A 17844-nucleotide genomic window follows, 5' to 3' on the forward strand; every position below is an offset into this window, starting at 1 on the left:
AATGTCCAATCCCGGCGAACCGCCTTTTGCCGTACTCGTCTTCGACATGGCCAAGACCGGCGAGCCGGACGGGGAGCACGTAGTTTCGGGGTTTGAGACGCTGGAGGCGGCGACGTCCTACGCCATTGCGCGGGTTCGCGCCTCGGTGGAGGAGTTGCGCAAGCCCGGCATCGCCACTGCTGAGCTTCGCCAGCTCTGGCACCTCTATGGCGAAGACTGTTCGGTGCTGAACGCCGGAGTGCGCGGCAGCGATCTACTCGACGATTTCATTGCGACGCCGTCGATGCCGGCCGAATGCAACTGGCAAGTTCTCGCGCCAAGGCTGCGCCGCTTCCGCGCCTCGCTGCTGATCTCCAACGGCAACAACGAATCCGTCTGGGCGGGCGGCTTCTTTCGCTCGACCTACAGGCTGACGCGAGACGGCCTCTTCGAGCGCTTTGGCGACGACGCCATTGCCGCCTTCAAAGCCAAGGGGATCGAGCCGGCGGAGCCGACGAAGCTCATGGTCGCCAATTACTTCGAGCTTCCCGACCCGCCCTACCCGCCGCCAGGCGTGACGCTGCGATCCTGGAAGGTCGAGGTCGGTTTTGTCTGCCATGACGTGAAGTTCGGCGGCGACGCCGCCGGAATCTTCGCCTGGCCGCAAGAGCCCACCGACTGGGCGCTCAGAACCATGCAGTTCCTGCTGATGGCCGACATGATGGCCATGCGCGGCGATGGCCCCGACTGGGCCAACGACTGCGAGATACTAACCGCCAAGGTGACCGAGACGGAGGCGCCTCCCGACTATCCGCTGGATTGAAAGGATGATCGTCACCTGCACCGCGGTCGGCACACGCGATCTCGACCCGGAAGTGTCCATCGCACTGTCCAAAGTCGCGGCATTGTCGCGGGCTGGCAACAACCTGCCATCGACATCATCGCGGTCGGTCGTCGACCCCTGAGCCGCGAAAGCTCAAGCACGGCTCGGATAGAACGGTTTCGCCTCTTCTGGAGTTCGCCTCTTCTGGAAATGCCAGGCCGCGCTCCAGCTCTTGACTTTGACGCATTTTCGCGCGGAAAGCTGCTTCATCCTCGACCAGCCTGAGCTTGCTGCCGAATGCCCGATCAGCGCGAACCGCCTTTTACTGTCGTCGTCTTCGACATGGCCAAGACCGGCGAGCATGTGGTTTCGGGGTTTGAGACGTTGGACGCGGCTACGTCCTACGCGATTGCTCGGGTTCGCGCCTCGGTGGAAGAGCTGCGCAAGCCTGGCATCGCAGCAGCCGAGCTCCGGCGGCACTGGCATATCCGTGGTGAGGATTGCACGGTGCTGAACGCCAATGTGCGCGGCAGCGATCTGCTTGACGATTTCATCTCGACGCCGGGGACACCGGCCGAATGCGACTGGCCGGCGCTGGCGCCACGACTGCGCCGTTTCTACGCCGCTGTGAACGTCTTCAACAACGACGGCAAATCTATCCGGGTCAGCGGCTTTTTCCGCGCGACCTACCGGTTATGGCACGCTGGCCTGCTCGCAAGATTTGGCGACGACGCCATCGCCTCCTTCAAAGCCAAAGGCATCACGCCGGCAGTGCCGACGAGAGTCTCGGTCGACCATCACTTCGAGCAGCCCGATCCGCCGCGCCCGCCGCCCAGCGATATCAGGCCGTTGCTATCCTGGAAGGTCGAGATCGATTTCGGCTGCACCGATGTGAGGTTCGGCGCCAAAACCGACGGCGTCTTCGCCTGGCCCGAGGAGCCGACCGGCCGGGCACTCAACGACATGACACATCTGCTGATGGCTGACAGACTGTCCATGTACGGCACCGGCCCGGAGGGTGCCTATTATAGCGAATTGGTGTGGGTCAAGGTGACGGAGACCGATGCGGCTCCCGACTACCCTCTGAATTGAAACTGGGCCGGTGCCGGCGCATTGTTTTGCATCACGCCGACCTATTCCGCCGCCACGCCCTTCACCTGGAGATAGCTTTCCATCGAGTCGTCCAGCGCCTGCAGCCAGGGCGTATGGTGCAATGGCGCCATGGTGCCGGTCATCAGCGAGCGGTAGGCGTGGTCGCGAAAGCTCATAATGTCTTCCGCCTTGTGGTGCTCCCACTCCATGAAGGTCTGGTTGACCGCCTCGACGTCGAAGCCGGGATAGTCGGTCTGGTCCATCAATTCCTTGGTGTAGTCGCCCTGGAACCAGATCATCTGCTCGGCGTCTTCCAGCGTCTCTTCGCGTGCCCGCCACTTGGCGCCGTGCTCGGCCATCGCCTGTACCGACGGCAGCTTGATACGGCCCATGATGACGTCGCGGGCGAACCAGGCCTGGGCGTCGAACATGTTGAAAGTGTAGAACTGGTCCTGCATGCCGATATAGGACAGTTTCGGGTTCTTCTCCCACACGACGCCCTCATAGAGCCCGTCCGGCCACATGCGATTGGCGGTCTTCAGTTTCAGCTCTTCCGTGAGGAACGGGAAGGAATGCAGGTAGCCGGTGCACAGGATGATGGCGTCGACGTCCTTGGTGGTGCCATCCTTGAAGTGCGCCGTCTTGCCGACGACCTTCTGCAGCAGCGGTACTTCCTTCCAGTTCTCCGGCCATTTGAACCCCATCGGTTTGGAGCGGTAGCTGGAAGTGATCGATCTGGCGCCGTATTTGTAGCACTGCGAGCCGATGTCCTCGGCAGAATAGGAGCGGCCGATGATCAGTATGTCCTTGCCCTTGAACTCCATAGCATCGCGGAAATCATGGCTGTGCAGGATACGGCCGTTGAACGTCGAAAAGCCTTCGAAATAAGGAACATTGGGAACCGAGAAATGCCCTGAGGCAACGACGACATTGTCGAACTCCTCGGAGTAGGTGACGTCGTTCGTGCGGTCATGCGCGGTGACGGTGAATTTTCTCGTCTCGTCCGAGAAGGTCACCATGCGCACCGGACTGTTGAAGCGCACCCATTTGCGCAGGCCTGATTTCTCGACCCGGCCCTTGATGTAATCCCACAGCACCGCGCGTGGCGGGTAGGAGCCGATGGGACGGCCGAAGTGCTCCTCGAATGTGTAGTCGGCGAATTCCAGGCACTCCTTCGGTCCGTTCGACCAGAGGTAGCGGTACATCGAGCCGTGGACGGGGTCGCCATGCTCGTCGAGGCCGGTGCGCCAGGTGTAGTTCCACAGGCCGCCCCAGTCCGACTGCTTTTCGAAGCAGACGATTTCGGGGATCTCGGCGCCCTTGTCGGCAGCCGACTTGAAGGCCCTGAGCTGGGCCAGACCGGATGGCCCCGCTCCAATGACGGCAACGCGCGTTTTCATGGCAGGCCTCCCGGGATGATTTCGACTTTGACGCAGTTCCTATGGGAAAACCGCTTCACGCTTTTCTTAGGATTGCTCTTACGAAACAAATTTCACTCACAGTGACAGTAATTGCCTCTTCGATGCTGTCAACTGGGCTTATGGCGAAACCGCATTTCGCCCCACCAGATTTCCAGCAGAAACTGATGACAGCGCAAATCCTGAGCGGACACCATTCGACTTAAGGGCTTGCTGTCGCGGTTGCGTTTCTGTATCGGCACCGAATATGTTCACCTGGAGTGAAATAAATCACAGGGATTCGGGGGCGAGATGGCGAAGACAAGTTCCGACTCCAAGGCTGGTCCCGCTTCGGCAAAAGCAAAGCCGCTGCCGAAGACCTCCGCTGATGGGAAGGCCATCCGCGCGCCGCTGACGCAGAATCCGCACGCCATTCGCGACAAGCGCGAAAAAGTGCTGGAGGTGGCGATCGGGCGCGAGGTGCGCGCCTTCCGCAAGAAGCTCGGCATCACCGTCGCCGATCTCGCCGTCGCCACCGATATTTCGCTGGGCATGCTGTCGAAGATCGAGAACGGCATCACCTCGCCGTCGCTGACCACACTGCAGGCGCTGTCGAGGGCGCTCGGCGTTCCCGTCACCGCCTTCTTCCGCCGATTCGAGGAAGAGCGCAGCGCCGTCTTCGTCAAGGCCGGCGAAGGGCTAGATGTCGAACGCCGCGGCACCCGCGCCGGCCATCAATACAATCTGCTCGGCCATATCGGCTCCAACACCAGCGGCGTCGTCGTCGAGCCCTATCTGATTACGCTGACCGAGGATTCGGATGTGTTCCCGACCTTCCAGCATGAGGGCATGGAATTCCTCTATATGCTGGAGGGCGAGGTGGTGTACCGGCACGGCAGCAACCTCTATCCGATGAAGCCGGGCGACAGCCTGTTCTTCGACGCCGACGCGCCGCACGGGCCGGAGCAACTGACGAAACTTCCGATGCGGTATCTGTCGATTATTTGCTATCCGCAGAGCGCGGGGTAGTCGGACCGCCGCAGCCCGCTCACCCGGATTGCCCCGAGGGGAGAGGAGTCTGGCGTCAGCGCTGGCGATCTCTTCTCCGCTCGGGGAGAAGGTGGCCGCGCAGCGGCCGGATGAGGGGGCCTTTAGTCCGGCCCGAACCCCGGTGACGTCGCACTGCCATCATCCAGCTTCGACAGCCATTCCACCAATGTCGGCCGATACCGCGTCAGGCCCTTGTAGGTGGCCAGCTCTTCCGGCAAATCCCGGATCACCCGGTGCAGTCGCCTTGCCCATTTCGGCTGTGTCACCAGTTCGTCCATCTTGATCAGATAGCAGCGGATCGGGAAGACGATGCCGTTCGAGCGCGGCAGGCGCCAGAAGCTTTGCAGTTCGACGCGCAGATGCACCTTGTCGCCGACATTTTCGGGCGTCACCGTCGCGCGGTCCGGGCCCCATTTGTGGTAATTCTCCGGACTGGTGTCGAGGCGCGGGTTGATGGTCATCGTCCAGTTGAGACGCCGCGCCGGCTTGCCCTGCTGGATGTTGGTGAGGAACTTCAGCGCCCTGACGAAAATCCCCTTCTCATGCGCCAGCGGCACCGGCGCGTGCCATTCGAAGAAATTCATGCCGATGTCGAAATCGAGCGACCAGTCGGCCTGAGTGGTGACCATGCCGGCGTCCATCCAAAGATTGCCGTCGCGCTGATCGAGAATGCAGAAATCACCCTGGCTCTGGCGGGTGATGTACTCCATCGGCCCGTAAGGCAGTGTCGAGGTGTCGCCGAAGGTGAAGGTGTCGTCGATGCCGAGCGGCCGGTTGATCCAGCGCCAGCGGTCGCCGTCGCGGGTCAGGGTGAAATGCTCGGGATAGCCAAGTGCCTGTTGCTCCATCAAAAGTTCGAGCAGGTCCCAGCCGGCCAGCGTCATATGCGGCAGCGACTGGCAGCGCAGCGGATCGTCGGCCAGCACCAGTGCACGGTCCTGCATCTCGGCGACATAGTGCTCGTCGACGTCGATCAGGTTTTCCAGAACGCTGCCCTTGGGGCCAACCACATGCGGCTCGATGTTGACCGCATACATGTAGGCGTCTTCGTGGAACGGGAACGGAAACCGCCTGATGTGTTCCGGGCTGTTCCTGAAGGTGAAATCGTCGCGAAACGTTTCCTTGCGAAAGGTGATGCCCAAGCTGGCCTCCTATCTTTCCAGGACCAGCGACTTGCCTTCGAAGCGCGACACGCACGGCATGATCTTGCAGCCGGAACGATGGTCTTCCTCGCTGAGCCAGTGGTCGTTGTGGATGAACTTGCCGTCATACGAGACGACGTTGGTCTCGCACTGGCCGCAGACACCGCCGCGGCAGAGATAGGGCGGATCGACGCCGGCGGCCTCGATCGCTTCGAGCAGGCTCTGCTGCTCGCCGACGCGGATGGTCTTGCCGCTAACGGCAAGTGTGACGTCGAACGGCAGGCCGGGCTGGGGTGCCGCGAAATGCTCGTAGTGCACGGTCTCCGCCGGCCAGCCGAGAGCCGCAGCGCGCTCGCGCACCCAGTTGATCATGCCGGCCGGGCCGCAGACATAGAGATGGGTGCCGAGCGGCTGCGAGGACAAGAGACGGTCGAGTTCGATGCGCTCGTCGCGGTCGTCGTGATAGAGCCGGACGCGACGGCCATAGCGCTCCTGCAGCACATCGGCATAGGTGCCGAGCGAGGCGGTGCGGCAGGTGTAGTGCAGCTCGAAATTGCCGCCGGACCCGGCGAGCTGCGCGGTCTGCGCCATGAACGGCGTGATCCCGATGCCGCCGGCAAGCATCAGATGCTTCTTTGCCCTGAGGTCGAGCGAGAACAGATTGACGGGGTAGCTGACCACCATCTCCAGGCCAGGCTTGACGCTCCGGTGCATGAACAACGAGCCGCCGCGGCCGACATCGTCGCGGCGCACCGAGATGGTGTATTCGCGGGTGTCGAGCGGCGATCCCATCAGCGAATAGGGATTGAGCCTTGTGCGGTCGCCATCGCGCATCTCGACCACGACATGGGCGCCGCCGGAAAAGGTCGGCAAAAGCTCACCGTCACGGCGGCGGAAATGGAAGCGCGTCACCAGTTCGTTGACCGGGACGACGTCGCTGACGACGACATCGAGCTTGGTGGTGCCGGTGCTCATGGGAAGACCTCCTCTATGGGAGGGATCTCCGAGCGATCCTCGGCATTTATGCAGACGCCCTGGAATGCTGCCAGCCGTCGCGAATAATGATCGCGCACCAGAAGCAGCAGGCCGCAATGCGCGCAGGTGGCCGGCTGCGTCGTCACATTTTCGGTGATGCCTTTGCAATGCACGCACTGCATGCGCCGCGCCAATGAGCCGCGATGCTCGGTCTGCATGGAGGTATGATCGATGCCGGCTTCGAGCGCCACCTGCATGGCCTGGCCGATCAGCCCTTCGGTGCCGGCGAGATAGAGGCGCAGGCCCATATGCGCGTTGGCAAGCGTCTGCTTCAGCCGGGGCAGCAGGCTGGCGAAGGTTGGCGCGACATGAAATTGCGCGGACTTCAGTGCCTCAAGAGCGGCAACGTGCTTGCCGTCGGCCCCGGGAATGAAGACGATTTCGGCGCCGTCGAAGAAGCCGGGGGGCGCCGTCCTTGCCATATCGACGATCGCCAGCGCGCCTTCCGCATCCGCCACGAAAAGATGATGCTTGCCGGGCTGCGGGGACAGGGTTCCGTAAATGGGCCGGCTGATGATCGTTTTGGCTGCCATTCTCTACTTCGTACCTCGAAACCCCTCGCTGTCGATTGTGCCTCAGCCTTTCGCCGTGCGCTTGGTCTTTTTGGGATCGTCGAAGGGCAGAGGCTGCGCCGTCGCCCTGATCGAACCGCTCTTGTTGCGGATCTCGAGCTTGGTGTCCTTGACCGCGCAGTCGACGTCGAGGCGGGCGATGCCCATCGATTTCTCGACCAGCGGCGAATACATGGCGCAGGTGACCACGCCCACCTTTTTGCCGTCGCGATAGACCGGCGCGCCCTCATCCGCGGGTTGCTTGCCGTCGAGCAGCACGCCGTAGATCTTGAAGCGCTCCTTGCCCTTGAGGCGGTAATGCTCTTCGGCGCCGCGAAAGCCGGTCTTGCCGGGGCTGACGGTGAAGTCGAGGCCGAGCTCCCACAGCGTGTCGCCGGGGCCTTCGTTCTCGAACGGATATTTCTGCGAGTTGTCATAGGGATAAAACAGCAAATAACTTTCGACGCGCAGCATATCGAGCGTGGTGAAGCGGCACGGAATGATGCCGGCGCTCTTGCCCTCGTCGAGGATCCTGTCCCAGATCGTGCCGGCGTCCTGGCCGCGGCAGAATATCTCGTAGCCGCGCTCGCCGGTATAGCCGGTGCGCGAGATCATGACGGGAAAGCCGAACAGCTGCGTCTGCATATGATGGAAATAGTTGAGGTCGCGAATGCCCGGCACATGCTTTGAGAGATAGTCGACCGCGGTCGGTCCCTGCAGCGACAGGTCGTGCAGATTGTCGTCGAAGCGCAGCGATACGTCGCGGCCGACGGAAGCGCGCTGCAATTCCTCATGGCCGGTGCCGGAGCCGTGCACCACCATCCAGGCGTTCGGCCCGGTGCGGTAGAGGATGCAGTCGTCGGTGAATTTTCCGGCCTCGTTCAGCATGCAGGCATAGGCCGACTTGCCGGGATAGATCTTCTCCACGTCGCGCGTCGTTGCCAGGTCTATGAGGTGTGAGGCGTGCGGCCCGGTGATGTGAACCTTCTTCAGGCCCGACACATCCATCAGCCCGGCCCTGGTGCGGATGGCGGTGTATTCCTCGTCGGCGTCCTTGTCGTAGGTCCAGGCGGTGCCCATGCCGCTCCAGTCTTCGAGCTTCGAGCCTAACGCGCGATGGCGATCCGCCAGGGTCGAAAATCTCCAGGATGCCGTCATCCGCAAATCCTCCGTTCGAAAATTCTATTGTGTTCCCGGCTCCCTGCGCGGAGGCGGGAGCATTTGGTCGAATATTGATCGCAAACGTCCTGATGCCGCAATACCCGCAAGCAAATAATTTCATTGTCAGGCAAAATTCGCGGCTGGGGACAAACGGTTAACCCAACGTAAAATCGGCTTGACAATTGCTGGATTCGGCCCGAATTTATGAAAAAAATTTCACTCTGTTGAAAGAGGGCAGCAGGCGGCCAATTCGGGGTCGGGCGCTGGAAAAAGGGGAAAACCGATGTCAGACCTGCAGCAGCGCATCGAAGCGCTGTACCGTTCCGACCTGCGCGGATCCGCGCTCCTGATCATCTGCCTTTGGGCGACGATCCTCTTCGTGCTCGTCATGACATGGCCCTACATCCCGGACACCGGGATCAAGATCGTCGTCGCGATCGCGGCGGCCGCCGTGCTGATCTTCAACACGGCCGCCATCCTGGCGATGGTCAATCACTACAAGGAAGACAAGGACTTCATCTACGGTCTCGACATCAAGAACGCCGACGCGGCCCGCAGCCGCAAGTCCTGAAAACAGAACGTCCTGAGGGGTAGAAGTCATGTCGCGCTACACGCCGCCGGAACAAGGCAAGGCCGGGCAGATTTTCGATATCGTGGTCGTCGTGGTCGCCATTTTCGTGGCGCTGTGGCTGCCATTGAAACTCGGCCTGGCGGGTGCGGCGAAATCCATCGACGCGCTCGATGCCAAAACCTGGGAAGCGTTGGGACAGAACCCGACCATGGCCTCGATCTGGGAAAAGCTCGGCTATACGCCGGAGACCGCGCACGACATCATCCAGAACCGCTTCCACTACATCATCGACTGGCCGACGCTGATCATCATGGCGGCGGTGCTGATCGGCTATTTCGTCTTCCTGTTCCGCGCCTCCGACCGCGAATATCGCGACGTCATCAACGAAAAGTTCGACGACAAGTAACGCCAGAGATTTTGGGGAAGCACGCTCATGTGGGTCGCACTCTCTTACGCATCGTGGGGCATCTCGGTCGTGCTTGCGCTGTGGATGCTCTACGACTGGTTCAAGATCGACACGACCTATTCCGAGGAGGTGCTGACTTCCTCGCGCGAAGGCGAGCTTGAAGCCGCTTCCGAAAAACACCGGATCTGAGTGGGGATTGAACAATGACGATCACGCTTGAACCGGCAATACACGGCGACAGGGTTTCACTGCTACGCGTGCTCGGCCCGGCCCATGTCTGGGCGCTTGGCGTCGGCATCGTGCTGGTCGGCGAATTCACCGGCTGGAATTTCTCGGCCGACAAGGGCGGCGCACTGGCGGCGCTGATCGTCTGCTGGGTGGTCGGGCTCTTGTACACTTCGGTCGCCATGATCGACTCCGAGGTGACATCGACGGTTGCCGCCGCCGGCGGCCAATACGCGCAGGCCAAGCACATTGTCGGGCCGCTGATGGCCTTCAACGTCGCGCTGTTCCTGGTCTTTGCCTACACCATGCTGGAGGTTTCGGACGCCATCCTGCTCGGCGACACCATCGTCGCCAAGGCCGGCGTCGAAGGGCTCACCCACAACTCCTTCATTGCCGCCACCATCGTCGTGCTGGCATGGCTGAACTATCGCGGCGTGCTGATGACGCTCAACGTCAACTTCGTCATCACGGCGATAGCCTATGTCTCGATCGTTATCCTGTTCTTCTCGGTCAGCCCCTGGACGCAGGGTGCTGTGCTGAAGCTCAACGAACTGGTCACCCCCGGCAATGCGCTGCCCTATGGCTGGATCGGCGTCATCGCGGCCTTCCAGTTCGGCATCTGGTACTATCTCGGCATCGAAGGCACCACGCAGGCCGCCGAGGAAGTGCGCTCGCCGGCGCGTTCGCTGCCTTACGGCACCATGGCCGGCATGATCACGCTTTTGATCGCCGCCGCCATGACCTGGTATATCTGCGCCTCGCTGATGCCCTGGGAGTACCTCGGTATCACCTATTATCCCTTGTGGGACGCCGGCAAGCTGACCGGCAGCCCGCTGCTGGAAAACCTGTTGTTCGTCGCCACGCTGCTCGCGGCACTGGCGTCGGCCAATGGCTGTATCAACGATGCGGCCCGCGCGTGGTTCTCGCTTGGACGCGACCGCTATCTGCCGACATGGTTCTCGGCCGTGCACCCGAAATACCGCACGCCCTATCGCTCGATCCTGTTCCTGTTGCCGATCGCGCTCGCCTTCGCCTTCATCGCCGACCTCAACCAGGCGATCACCTTCTCAATCCTGTCGGGCGTGCTGCAATACACCTTCATGAGCATAAACATCATGATGTTCCGCAAAAAGTGGCCGCTGGGCACGATCCGCCGCGGCTATACGCACCCGTTCCACCCGATCCCGGCGATCGTGCTGTTTTGCCTCTGCGTGGTGACCTTCTTTGCGATCTTCCTCGGCTACGGCACGCAGCTGATCGCCATGGTCGCCTTCTACTTCCTGATCTCGCTGTGGTTCCACTTCTACCGTTACCGCTATGTGCGCCGCGGCGACCAGTTCACCATGCCGTGGCCGAAGCCGCAGGGCTATTGACAGGAGAGGGCCTGCCGGTCTGGGCGGGCATGGCGTGACGAGGTGTCTGACGTGACGACAGCATTGCTGGCCGGGGCGGTCGCCGTGGCTCTCGTCCTGCACCTCGCCTGGCATACGCGCGCCAGCCGCAAAAAGGCCAAGGCTGATCTTGCAGCCGAGGCAGCCAGCATCCGGACCGTCATCACAGATGCCGTTGATGTCTCCGATGGCACAGCCGGCGTTGTCACCTGGGCCGGCACATGGAACGGACAGCGCGTGCAGCTGCGCACCATCGTCGACACGCTGGCAACGCGAAAGCTGCCGGCGCGATGGTTGAGTGTCACGATCACAGAGCCGGTTGCGGTGCCGGCGACCTTCGACATGATGATGCGGCCGGGCTCGCCGACGACCTTCTCCAATTTCGATCATCTTCAGCATACGCTGCCGAAGGCTCCGGGATTTCCGGCTGAAGCCGTGCTGCGAACCGACCTCAGGGCGGCGCGCTTTCCGCAGAACCTGATCGCCAGCCATCTCGACATCTTTGCCGAAGGCCGCGCCAAGGAACTCTTGATCACCCCGAACGGCGTGCGCATCGTCTGGCTGCTGGCCGAGGCCGAGCGGGCGCGCTACGGCGTGTTCCGGCAGGCCGCATTCGGCGGCGCAAGGCTGGATCCAACGCTGGTCGAGAGACTGCTGACCTCGGCCTCAGTGCTGCGCGATGCCATCAACCGACAGGAAAGGCAGGTCGCATGAGCGCACCCGCACCGACAAACCCGTATCTGGTGCTCGGCGCCGCAATCGTCTTACCGGCCAGCGGCCACGTCATTCTGGGCGTGCCCGTGCGCGGCCTGCAGTTCCTGTTCTTCATGGTGATCCTCGCCTGGGTGACGGCCAAGATCGCGCCGGCCGACGCCAGCTTCGTCGGCCGCCACGCCGGCGGCTTCCTGATCTATGCGCTGTCGATCCTCGATGCCTACAGAATAGCCCGCATCCGCACCGCCACATGGATTCACAGCGCCCGCGACGGCGGCGATAGTTCACAAGGCCGCATCGAGCCGGATACGTAACTACAGGAATATTTTTTTCATACGATTGAATTCGCACGACGCATTCGATACATCATCGTCTAGTGGTAACGCCGGGAGGCTGACATGTGTGGAATCGTCGGACTTTTTCTGAAAGACAAGTCGCTTGAGCCGCAGCTCGGCTCGATGCTGTCGCAGATGCTGATATCGCTCAGCGATCGCGGCCCCGACAGCGCCGGCATCGCCATCTATGGCGCGCCTTCCAGGAATGAAGCCAAGATCACCATCCAGTCGGCGAAGCCCGAGCGCGATTTCCGCGGCCTCGACGCCGAACTCGCCAAGGCCATTGGCGCGCCGGTGAGCATAGCGGTGAAGTCGACGCATGCGGTGCTCCGGACCGCGCCCGACAAGGTCGATGCCGCGCGCGAAGCGCTGCAGTCAATCCGCCCCGACGTGCGCATCATGGGCGCCGGCGAAGCGGTGGAAATATACAAGGAAGTCGGTCTGCCGGAAGCGGTCGTCGACCGTTTCGACGTCCGCTCGATGACCGGCACGCATGGCATCGGCCATACCCGCATGGCGACGGAATCGGCCGTCACCACGATGGGCGCGCATCCGTTCTCGACCGGCGCCGACCAGTGCCTGGTACACAATGGCTCGCTGTCCAACCACAATAATGTGCGACGTGAGCTGGTGCGGGAGGGCATGAAATTCGAGACCGAGAACGACACCGAGGTCGCCGCCGCCTATCTCTCGTCGCAGATGGCGCATGGCAAGAACCTCGGCGAGGCGCTGGAAGGTACGCTGTCCGACCTCGACGGCTTCTTCACCTTCGTCGTCGGCACCAAGAACGGTTTCGGCGTGGTGCGCGATCCGATCGCCTGCAAGCCCGCCGTCATGGCCGAGACCGACCAGTATGTCGCCTTCGGCTCGGAATATCGCGCGCTGACCAAACTGCCCGGCATAGACAATGCGAGGGTCTGGGAACCGGAACCCGCAACCGTCTATTTCTGGGAGCATTGAGCCCATGCCGGCAACCAAACTTTCGAAGGCGGCGCAAGACCAGGCGTCCCGGGTCTTCGATCTCGATGTGTCGTCGCTGCGAGAGCTCAACCAGGCGCTTCACAATCTGACGCCCGGCTCCAACGAAACGGCGTGGGAAGTGCTGCACCCGAAGGGCAGCCATTCGGTTGCCGTCGGCGTCGACCAGCCGGTCAGCATCGATGTGCGCGGCAGCGTCGGCTACTACTGCGCCGGGATGAATGACGGCGCTGCCATCACCGTGCACGGCTCGGCCGGACCTGGCGTCGGCGAAAACATGATGTCGGGCTCGATCGTCATCAAGGGCGACGCCAGCCAGTATGCCGGCGCCACCGGCAAGGGCGGGCTGCTCGTCATCGAGGGCAACGCATCCTCGCGCTGCGGCATCTCGATGAAGGGCATCGACATCGTCGTGCACGGCAATATCGGCCACATGTCGGCCTTCATGGCGCAGTCCGGCAATCTGGTGGTGCTGGGCGATGCCGGCGACGCACTTGGCGATTCCATCTACGAAGCGCGGCTGTTCGTGCGCGGCAAGGTCGAAAGCCTGGGCGCCGACTGCATCGCCAAGGAGATGCGGCCCGAGCATATCGAACTGCTGCAGGGACTGCTCGACCGCGCCGGCGTCACCGGCGTCAAGCCGTCGGAATTCAAGCGCTACGGCTCGGCGCGCACGCTCTACAATTTCAATATCGACAACGCCGACGCGTATTGAGGCAGCATGACCTACAAGAACCCGCCGACGACGCCGCGCAAATCCGCGACCTTCGACGACTACACGCTTTCCGAAATCCGCCGCGCGGCGGCGACCGGCATCTATGACATCAGGGGCGCCGGGGCCAAGCGCAAGCTGCCGCATTTCGACGACCTTTTGTTCCTCGGCGCCTCGATCTCGCGCTATCCGCTGGAAGGCTATCGCGAGCGGTGCGACACGTCGGTCGTGCTGGGCTCGCGCTATGCCAAGAAGCCGATCGAGCTGAAAATCCCGATCACCGTTGCCGGCATGAGCTTCGGGTCGCTGTCCGGCCCGGCCAAGGAAGCGCTCGGCCGTGGCGCGACCCTGTCCGGGACGTCGACCACCACCGGCGACGGCGGCATGACCGAGGAAGAGCGCGGGCATTCCAAGCAACTGGTCTACCAGTACCTGCCGTCACGCTACGGCATGAACCCCAGGGATTTGCGCCGCGCCGACGCCATCGAAGTGGTCGTCGGCCAAGGCGCCAAGCCCGGCGGTGGCGGCATGCTGTTGGGACAAAAGATTTCCGACCGCGTCGCCGAAATGCGCACGCTGCCGAAGGGCATCGACCAGCGCTCGGCCTCACGCCATCCCGACTGGACCGGGCCGGACGATCTCGAGATCAAGATCCTCGAGCTGCGCGAGATCACCGACTGGGAAAAGCCGATCTACGTCAAGGTCGGCGGCGCCCGCCCCTATTACGACACAGCACTTGCGGTGAAGGCCGGCGCCGATGTCGTCGTCGTCGACGGCATGCAGGGCGGCACGGCGGCCACCCAGGAAGTATTCATCGAAAATGTCGGTCAGCCGACGCTTGCCTGCATCAGGCCGGCGGTGCAGGCGCTGCAGGATCTCGGCATGCACCGCAAGGTGCAGCTGATCGTGTCGGGCGGCATCCGCAATGGCGCCGACGTCGCCAAGGCGCTGGCGCTCGGCGTCGACGCGGTGTCGATCGGCACGGCAGCGCTCGTCGCGCTCGGCGACAACGACCCGCGCTGGGAGGCCGAATACAATGCGCTCGGCACCACCGCCGGCGCCTATGACGACTGGCACGAGGGTCGCGACCCCGCGGGCATCACCACGCAGGACCCCGAACTGATGAAGCGGGTCGATCCGATCGCCGCCGGACGGCGGCTGGCGAACTACCTCAAGGTGATAACGCTGGAGGCGCAGACCATTGCGCGTGCCTGCGGCAAGAACAGCCTGCACAATCTCGAGCCCGAGGATCTCGTAGCCCTCACCATCGAAGCCGCCGCCATGGCTGGCGTGCCGCTGGCCGGCACCAACTGGATACCGGGGAAAAACGGCTTCTAAAAAACACATCAAAATAAGCGAGGAACTATAATGGGGAACGATCTCGCCGCATTCGCCAAAGAGAACGGCGTCAAATATTTCATGATTTCCTACACCGACCTGTTCGGCGGCCAGCGCGCCAAGCTGGTGCCGGCGCAGGCGATCGCCGACATGCAGAAGGACGGCGCCGGCTTCGCCGGTTTCGCCACCTGGCTCGACCTCACGCCGGCGCATCCTGATATGCTGGCGGTGCCGGATCCGGATTCGGTGATCCAGCTGCCGTGGAAGCCCGATGTCGCCTGGGTCGCCGCCAACTGCATCATGGACGACAAGGAAGTCGAGCAGGCGCCGCGCAACACGCTGCGCCGGCTGATCGCGGAAGCCGCCACTGACGGCATGCATGTCAAGACTGGCGTCGAGGCAGAGTTCTTCCTGATCTCGCCGGACGGCAGCGTCATCTCCGACAAATACGACACGGCTTCAAAACCCTGCTACGACCAGCAAGCGGTGATGCGCCGCTACGATGTCATCGCCGAGATTTGCGACCACATGTTGGCGCTGGGCTGGAGCCCCTACCAGAACGACCATGAGGACGCCAACGGCCAGTTCGAGATGAACTGGGCTTTCGACGATGTGCTCGCCACCGCCGACAAGCACTCCTTCTTCAAGTTCATGGTCAAGTCGGTGGCGGAAAAGCACGGCCTGCGCGCGACCTTCATGCCTAAGCCCTTCCAGGGCCTGACCGGCAATGGCTGCCACGCCCATATTTCGGTGTGGGACAAGGCCGGCAAGGTCAACGTCTTTGCCGACAATGCGATGGAGCTCGGCCTGTCGGCCAAGGGCAAGAATTTCCTTGGCGGCATCATGAAACATGCCTCGGCGCTGGCCGCCATCACCAACCCGACGGTGAACTCCTACAAACGCATCAACGCGCCGCGCACCATTTCGGGCGCCACCTGGGCTCCGAACACGGTGACCTGGACCGGAAACAACCGCACCCACATGGTGCGCGTGCCCGGCCCCGGCCGCTTCGAGCTGCGGTTGCCGGACGGCGCCGCAAACCCTTATCTGCTGCAGGCCGTCATCATTGCCGCCGGTCTCGACGGCATCCGCTCCAAGGCCGATCCCGGCAAGCGCTACGACATCGACATGTACCAGAACGGCCACACGGTGAAGGGCGCGCCGAAGCTGCCGCTCAACCTGCTCGACGCGCTTCGCGAATACGACAAGGACAAATCGCTCAAGGCGGCGCTGGGTGAGGAATTCTCGTCGGCTTATCTAAAGCTGAAGCACCAGGAATGGAATTCCTATGCTTCGCACTTCACGCAATGGGAGCGCGACCACACGCTGGACATATAATCGTCCTAGCGGTGCGAGCGACCTCGGAATGACCTGATGAAATATTCGATCTTCTCGCTCGCCCGTGCTGCCCTTTCCGGCCACAAGAATTGGCAGCGCACCTGGCGCGATGCGGCGCCCAAGGATCACTACGATGTGGTGATCATCGGCGGCGGCGGCCATGGGCTCGCCACCGCCTGGTTCCTCGCCAGCGAGTTCGGCATCAGAAACGTCGCCGTGCTGGAAAAGGGCTGGATCGGCTCCGGCAATGCCGGCCGCAACACCACCATCATCCGTTCCAATTACGGCCTGCCCGGCAATACCGGCTTCTACGAGCTTTCGATGAAGCTTTGGGAGCGGATGGAGCAGGACCTCAACTATAACGCCATGGTCAGCCAGCGCGGCGTCCTCAACCTCTATCATTCCGATGCGCAGCGCGACGCTTATGCGCGGCGCGGCAACACCATGCGCATCAATGGCATAGATGCCGAACTGCTCGACCAGGCGGCGCTGAAGAAGATGCTGCCGTTCCTGAATTTCGACCATGCGCGCTTTCCCGTGCAGGGCGGCCTCCTGCAGCGCCGCGGCGGCACCGCGCGGCATGACGCGGTGGTCTGGGGCTATGCCCATGCGGCGAGCGAACTCGGCGTCGACATCATCCAGAACTGCGAGGTCACCGGCTTTGTCCGGGACGGCAACGGCAAGGTGACAGGCGTCGAGACCTCGCGCGGCAGAATCGGCGCCGGCAAGGTCGGCATGGCAGTCGCCGGGTCATCGTCGCGTGTCGCAGCGATGGCGGGCATGCGCCTGCCGATCGAAAGCCATGTGCTGCAAGCTTTCGTCTCGGAGGCGATCAAGCCGCTCATCCCCGGCGTCATGACCTTCGGCGCCGGGCATTTCTATGTCAGCCAGTCGGACAAGGGCGGGCTGGTCTTCGGCGGCGACATCGATGGCTACAATTCCTACGCCCAGCGCGGCAATTTGCCTGTCATGGAGGATGTCTGCGAAGGCGGCATGGCGCTGATCCCGATGATCGGCCGCGTGCGGCTTCTGCGCCAGTGGGGCGGTATCATGGACATGTCGATGGATGGCTCGCCGATCATCGACAAGACGCCGGTCGACGGGCTCTACCTCAATGCCGGCTGGTGCTATGGCGGCTTCAAGGCGACGCCGGGATCGGGCTTCGTCTTTGCGCACCTTCTGGCGCGTGATGAATCGCACAAGGAGGCGGCTCGTTTCCGCCTCGACCGCTTCCGGACTGGCGCCATGATCGACGAAAAGGGCCACGGCGCCCAACCGAACCTGCACTGAGGCTGGCGAGATGCGTATTGTCTGTCCCTTCTGCGGCGAACGTGAACTCGGCGAGTTCAGCTATCTCGGCGACGCCAAGCCGCGGCGCCCCGTCGCTGATGCCGGCGAAGATGCCGTCTACGACTATGTCTATCTGCGCGACAACGTCGCCGGCGTGATGGCTGAGAACTGGTATCACAGCGGCGGCTGCCGGGCCTGGCTGAAGGTCACCCGCAACACGCTGACGCACGAGATCTCGGCGGTGGAACCGGCGGGGGCTGGTGCGAGGCAGGTGGAGACATGAGCTATTCTGTCGAGACCACAGCCGTCGCGAAAA

At 62.5% G+C, this 17844-nt stretch carries 21 protein-coding genes; 16 read left to right on the forward strand and 5 right to left on the reverse strand.

All coding sequences use genetic code 11. The features are described from left to right. Window position 1 precedes the first annotated feature (1 nt). From NKJ88_RS14430 to NKJ88_RS14440, 3 genes are all read left to right on the forward strand, one after another. On the forward strand, window positions 2-802 hold the full coding sequence (locus NKJ88_RS14430) for a hypothetical protein (protein ID WP_352444441.1): 801 nt from the start codon (window positions 2-4) through the stop codon (window positions 800-802). Window positions 803-806: 4 nt separating this feature from the next. After that, entirely contained in the window at window positions 807-944 is a 138-nt protein-coding gene (locus NKJ88_RS14435) for a hypothetical protein (RefSeq protein ID WP_352444443.1), read from the forward strand. A 155-nt stretch (window positions 945-1099) separates the two neighbouring features. After that, a complete protein-coding gene (locus NKJ88_RS14440; RefSeq protein WP_352444445.1) occupies window positions 1100-1894 on the forward strand; it encodes a hypothetical protein in 795 nt (264 codons plus the stop codon). A 41-nt stretch (window positions 1895-1935) separates the two neighbouring features. Here NKJ88_RS14440 and NKJ88_RS14445 read toward each other — a convergent pair whose 3' ends face one another. Then, window positions 1936-3294 (reverse strand): trimethylamine monooxygenase, encoded by a 1359-nt coding sequence (locus tag NKJ88_RS14445; RefSeq protein ID WP_023668538.1) that lies wholly within the window; start codon window positions 3292-3294, stop codon window positions 1936-1938. Between the two features lie 309 nt (window positions 3295-3603). Here NKJ88_RS14445 and NKJ88_RS14450 point away from each other — a divergent pair, with 309 nt between their 5' ends. Next, on the forward strand, window positions 3604-4320 hold the full coding sequence (locus tag NKJ88_RS14450) for a helix-turn-helix domain-containing protein (RefSeq protein WP_023823491.1): 717 nt from the start codon (window positions 3604-3606) through the stop codon (window positions 4318-4320). Between the two features lie 122 nt (window positions 4321-4442). On the opposite strand, the gene NKJ88_RS14455 is transcribed toward NKJ88_RS14450, so the two are convergent. The 4 genes from NKJ88_RS14455 to NKJ88_RS14470 are packed head-to-tail and all read right to left on the reverse strand — an operon-like array spanning window position 4443 to window position 8227. Beyond that, on the reverse strand, window positions 4443-5483 hold the full coding sequence (locus NKJ88_RS14455) for a heme-dependent oxidative N-demethylase family protein (protein ID WP_023687065.1): 1041 nt from the start codon (window positions 5481-5483) through the stop codon (window positions 4443-4445). Between the two features lie 9 nt (window positions 5484-5492). After that, entirely contained in the window at window positions 5493-6458 is a 966-nt protein-coding gene (locus tag NKJ88_RS14460) for a PDR/VanB family oxidoreductase (RefSeq protein WP_023687064.1), read from the reverse strand. Then, on the reverse strand, window positions 6455-7051 hold the full coding sequence (locus tag NKJ88_RS14465; RefSeq protein WP_023668542.1) for a dimethylamine monooxygenase subunit DmmA family protein: 597 nt from the start codon (window positions 7049-7051) through the stop codon (window positions 6455-6457). Before NKJ88_RS14465 ends, NKJ88_RS14460 begins: the two co-directional genes overlap by 4 nt. Before the next feature lie 42 nt (window positions 7052-7093). Continuing rightward, complete coding sequence (locus tag NKJ88_RS14470; protein WP_023668543.1) at window positions 7094-8227, reverse strand: aminomethyl transferase family protein; 1134 nt, start codon at window positions 8225-8227, stop codon at window positions 7094-7096. Window positions 8228-8513: 286 nt separating this feature from the next. Between NKJ88_RS14470 and NKJ88_RS14475 the strand changes: the two genes are divergently transcribed. The 12 genes from NKJ88_RS14475 (at window position 8514) to NKJ88_RS14530 (ending at window position 17811) form a co-directional block, all read left to right on the forward strand. Continuing rightward, entirely contained in the window at window positions 8514-8801 is a 288-nt protein-coding gene (locus tag NKJ88_RS14475; protein ID WP_023684429.1) for a hypothetical protein, read from the forward strand. A 28-nt stretch (window positions 8802-8829) separates the two neighbouring features. Then, entirely contained in the window at window positions 8830-9207 is a 378-nt protein-coding gene (locus NKJ88_RS14480) for a hypothetical protein (RefSeq protein ID WP_023668545.1), read from the forward strand. A gap of 27 nt (window positions 9208-9234) precedes the next feature. After that, window positions 9235-9396: a hypothetical protein gene (locus tag NKJ88_RS14485; protein WP_023668546.1), complete on the forward strand. Its 162-nt coding sequence runs from the start codon at window positions 9235-9237 to the stop codon at window positions 9394-9396. A gap of 14 nt (window positions 9397-9410) precedes the next feature. Then, entirely contained in the window at window positions 9411-10805 is a 1395-nt protein-coding gene (locus NKJ88_RS14490; protein WP_352444449.1) for an APC family permease, read from the forward strand. A 42-nt stretch (window positions 10806-10847) separates the two neighbouring features. Further along, complete coding sequence (locus tag NKJ88_RS14495) at window positions 10848-11537, forward strand: hypothetical protein (RefSeq protein ID WP_023704841.1); 690 nt, start codon at window positions 10848-10850, stop codon at window positions 11535-11537. Beyond that, on the forward strand, window positions 11534-11851 hold the full coding sequence (locus NKJ88_RS14500; RefSeq protein ID WP_023668549.1) for a hypothetical protein: 318 nt from the start codon (window positions 11534-11536) through the stop codon (window positions 11849-11851). Before NKJ88_RS14495 ends, NKJ88_RS14500 begins: the two co-directional genes overlap by 4 nt. Before the next feature lie 84 nt (window positions 11852-11935). Continuing rightward, entirely contained in the window at window positions 11936-12832 is an 897-nt protein-coding gene (locus NKJ88_RS14505; RefSeq protein ID WP_023668550.1) for a class II glutamine amidotransferase, read from the forward strand. A gap of 4 nt (window positions 12833-12836) precedes the next feature. After that, a complete protein-coding gene (locus tag NKJ88_RS14510) occupies window positions 12837-13565 on the forward strand; it encodes a GltB/FmdC/FwdC-like GXGXG domain-containing protein (RefSeq protein WP_023668551.1) in 729 nt (242 codons plus the stop codon). Between the two features lie 6 nt (window positions 13566-13571). Further along, complete coding sequence (locus NKJ88_RS14515) at window positions 13572-14900, forward strand: FMN-binding glutamate synthase family protein (protein ID WP_023687061.1); 1329 nt, start codon at window positions 13572-13574, stop codon at window positions 14898-14900. A gap of 30 nt (window positions 14901-14930) precedes the next feature. Beyond that, a complete protein-coding gene (glnT, locus tag NKJ88_RS14520; protein ID WP_023668553.1) occupies window positions 14931-16238 on the forward strand; it encodes a type III glutamate--ammonia ligase in 1308 nt (435 codons plus the stop codon). 36 nt (window positions 16239-16274) lie between these two features. After that, window positions 16275-17528: a sarcosine oxidase subunit beta family protein gene (locus NKJ88_RS14525; protein WP_352444453.1), complete on the forward strand. Its 1254-nt coding sequence runs from the start codon at window positions 16275-16277 to the stop codon at window positions 17526-17528. Between the two features lie 10 nt (window positions 17529-17538). Continuing rightward, window positions 17539-17811, forward strand: a complete 273-nt coding sequence (locus NKJ88_RS14530) for a sarcosine oxidase subunit delta (RefSeq protein ID WP_352444454.1) — start codon at window positions 17539-17541, stop codon at window positions 17809-17811. The last annotated feature ends 33 nt before the right edge of the window (window positions 17812-17844 follow it).

It is taken from the genome of Mesorhizobium sp. M0016 (genome assembly GCF_040324035.1).
In the GTDB taxonomy this organism is placed as follows: domain Bacteria; phylum Pseudomonadota; class Alphaproteobacteria; order Rhizobiales; family Rhizobiaceae; genus Mesorhizobium.

Coding starts and splice junctions, on each gene's coding strand:
- NKJ88_RS14430 (WP_352444441.1), top strand. CDS start 2: ATGTCCAATCCCGGCGAACCGCCTTTTGCCGTACTCGTCTTCGACATG.
- NKJ88_RS14435 (WP_352444443.1), top strand. CDS start 807: ATGATCGTCACCTGCACCGCGGTCGGCACACGCGATCTCGACCCGGAA.
- NKJ88_RS14440 (WP_352444445.1), top strand. CDS start 1,100: ATGCCCGATCAGCGCGAACCGCCTTTTACTGTCGTCGTCTTCGACATG.
- NKJ88_RS14445 (WP_023668538.1), bottom strand. CDS start 3,294: ATGAAAACGCGCGTTGCCGTCATTGGAGCGGGGCCATCCGGTCTGGCC.
- NKJ88_RS14450 (WP_023823491.1), top strand. CDS start 3,604: ATGGCGAAGACAAGTTCCGACTCCAAGGCTGGTCCCGCTTCGGCAAAA.
- NKJ88_RS14460 (WP_023687064.1), bottom strand. CDS start 6,458: ATGAGCACCGGCACCACCAAGCTCGATGTCGTCGTCAGCGACGTCGTC.
- NKJ88_RS14465 (WP_023668542.1), bottom strand. CDS start 7,051: ATGGCAGCCAAAACGATCATCAGCCGGCCCATTTACGGAACCCTGTCC.
- NKJ88_RS14470 (WP_023668543.1), bottom strand. CDS start 8,227: ATGACGGCATCCTGGAGATTTTCGACCCTGGCGGATCGCCATCGCGCG.
- NKJ88_RS14475 (WP_023684429.1), top strand. CDS start 8,514: ATGTCAGACCTGCAGCAGCGCATCGAAGCGCTGTACCGTTCCGACCTG.
- NKJ88_RS14480 (WP_023668545.1), top strand. CDS start 8,830: ATGTCGCGCTACACGCCGCCGGAACAAGGCAAGGCCGGGCAGATTTTC.
- NKJ88_RS14485 (WP_023668546.1), top strand. CDS start 9,235: ATGTGGGTCGCACTCTCTTACGCATCGTGGGGCATCTCGGTCGTGCTT.
- NKJ88_RS14490 (WP_352444449.1), top strand. CDS start 9,411: ATGACGATCACGCTTGAACCGGCAATACACGGCGACAGGGTTTCACTG.
- NKJ88_RS14500 (WP_023668549.1), top strand. CDS start 11,534: ATGAGCGCACCCGCACCGACAAACCCGTATCTGGTGCTCGGCGCCGCA.
- NKJ88_RS14505 (WP_023668550.1), top strand. CDS start 11,936: ATGTGTGGAATCGTCGGACTTTTTCTGAAAGACAAGTCGCTTGAGCCG.
- NKJ88_RS14510 (WP_023668551.1), top strand. CDS start 12,837: ATGCCGGCAACCAAACTTTCGAAGGCGGCGCAAGACCAGGCGTCCCGG.
- NKJ88_RS14515 (WP_023687061.1), top strand. CDS start 13,572: ATGACCTACAAGAACCCGCCGACGACGCCGCGCAAATCCGCGACCTTC.
- glnT (WP_023668553.1), top strand. CDS start 14,931: ATGGGGAACGATCTCGCCGCATTCGCCAAAGAGAACGGCGTCAAATAT.
- NKJ88_RS14525 (WP_352444453.1), top strand. CDS start 16,275: ATGAAATATTCGATCTTCTCGCTCGCCCGTGCTGCCCTTTCCGGCCAC.
- NKJ88_RS14530 (WP_352444454.1), top strand. CDS start 17,539: ATGCGTATTGTCTGTCCCTTCTGCGGCGAACGTGAACTCGGCGAGTTC.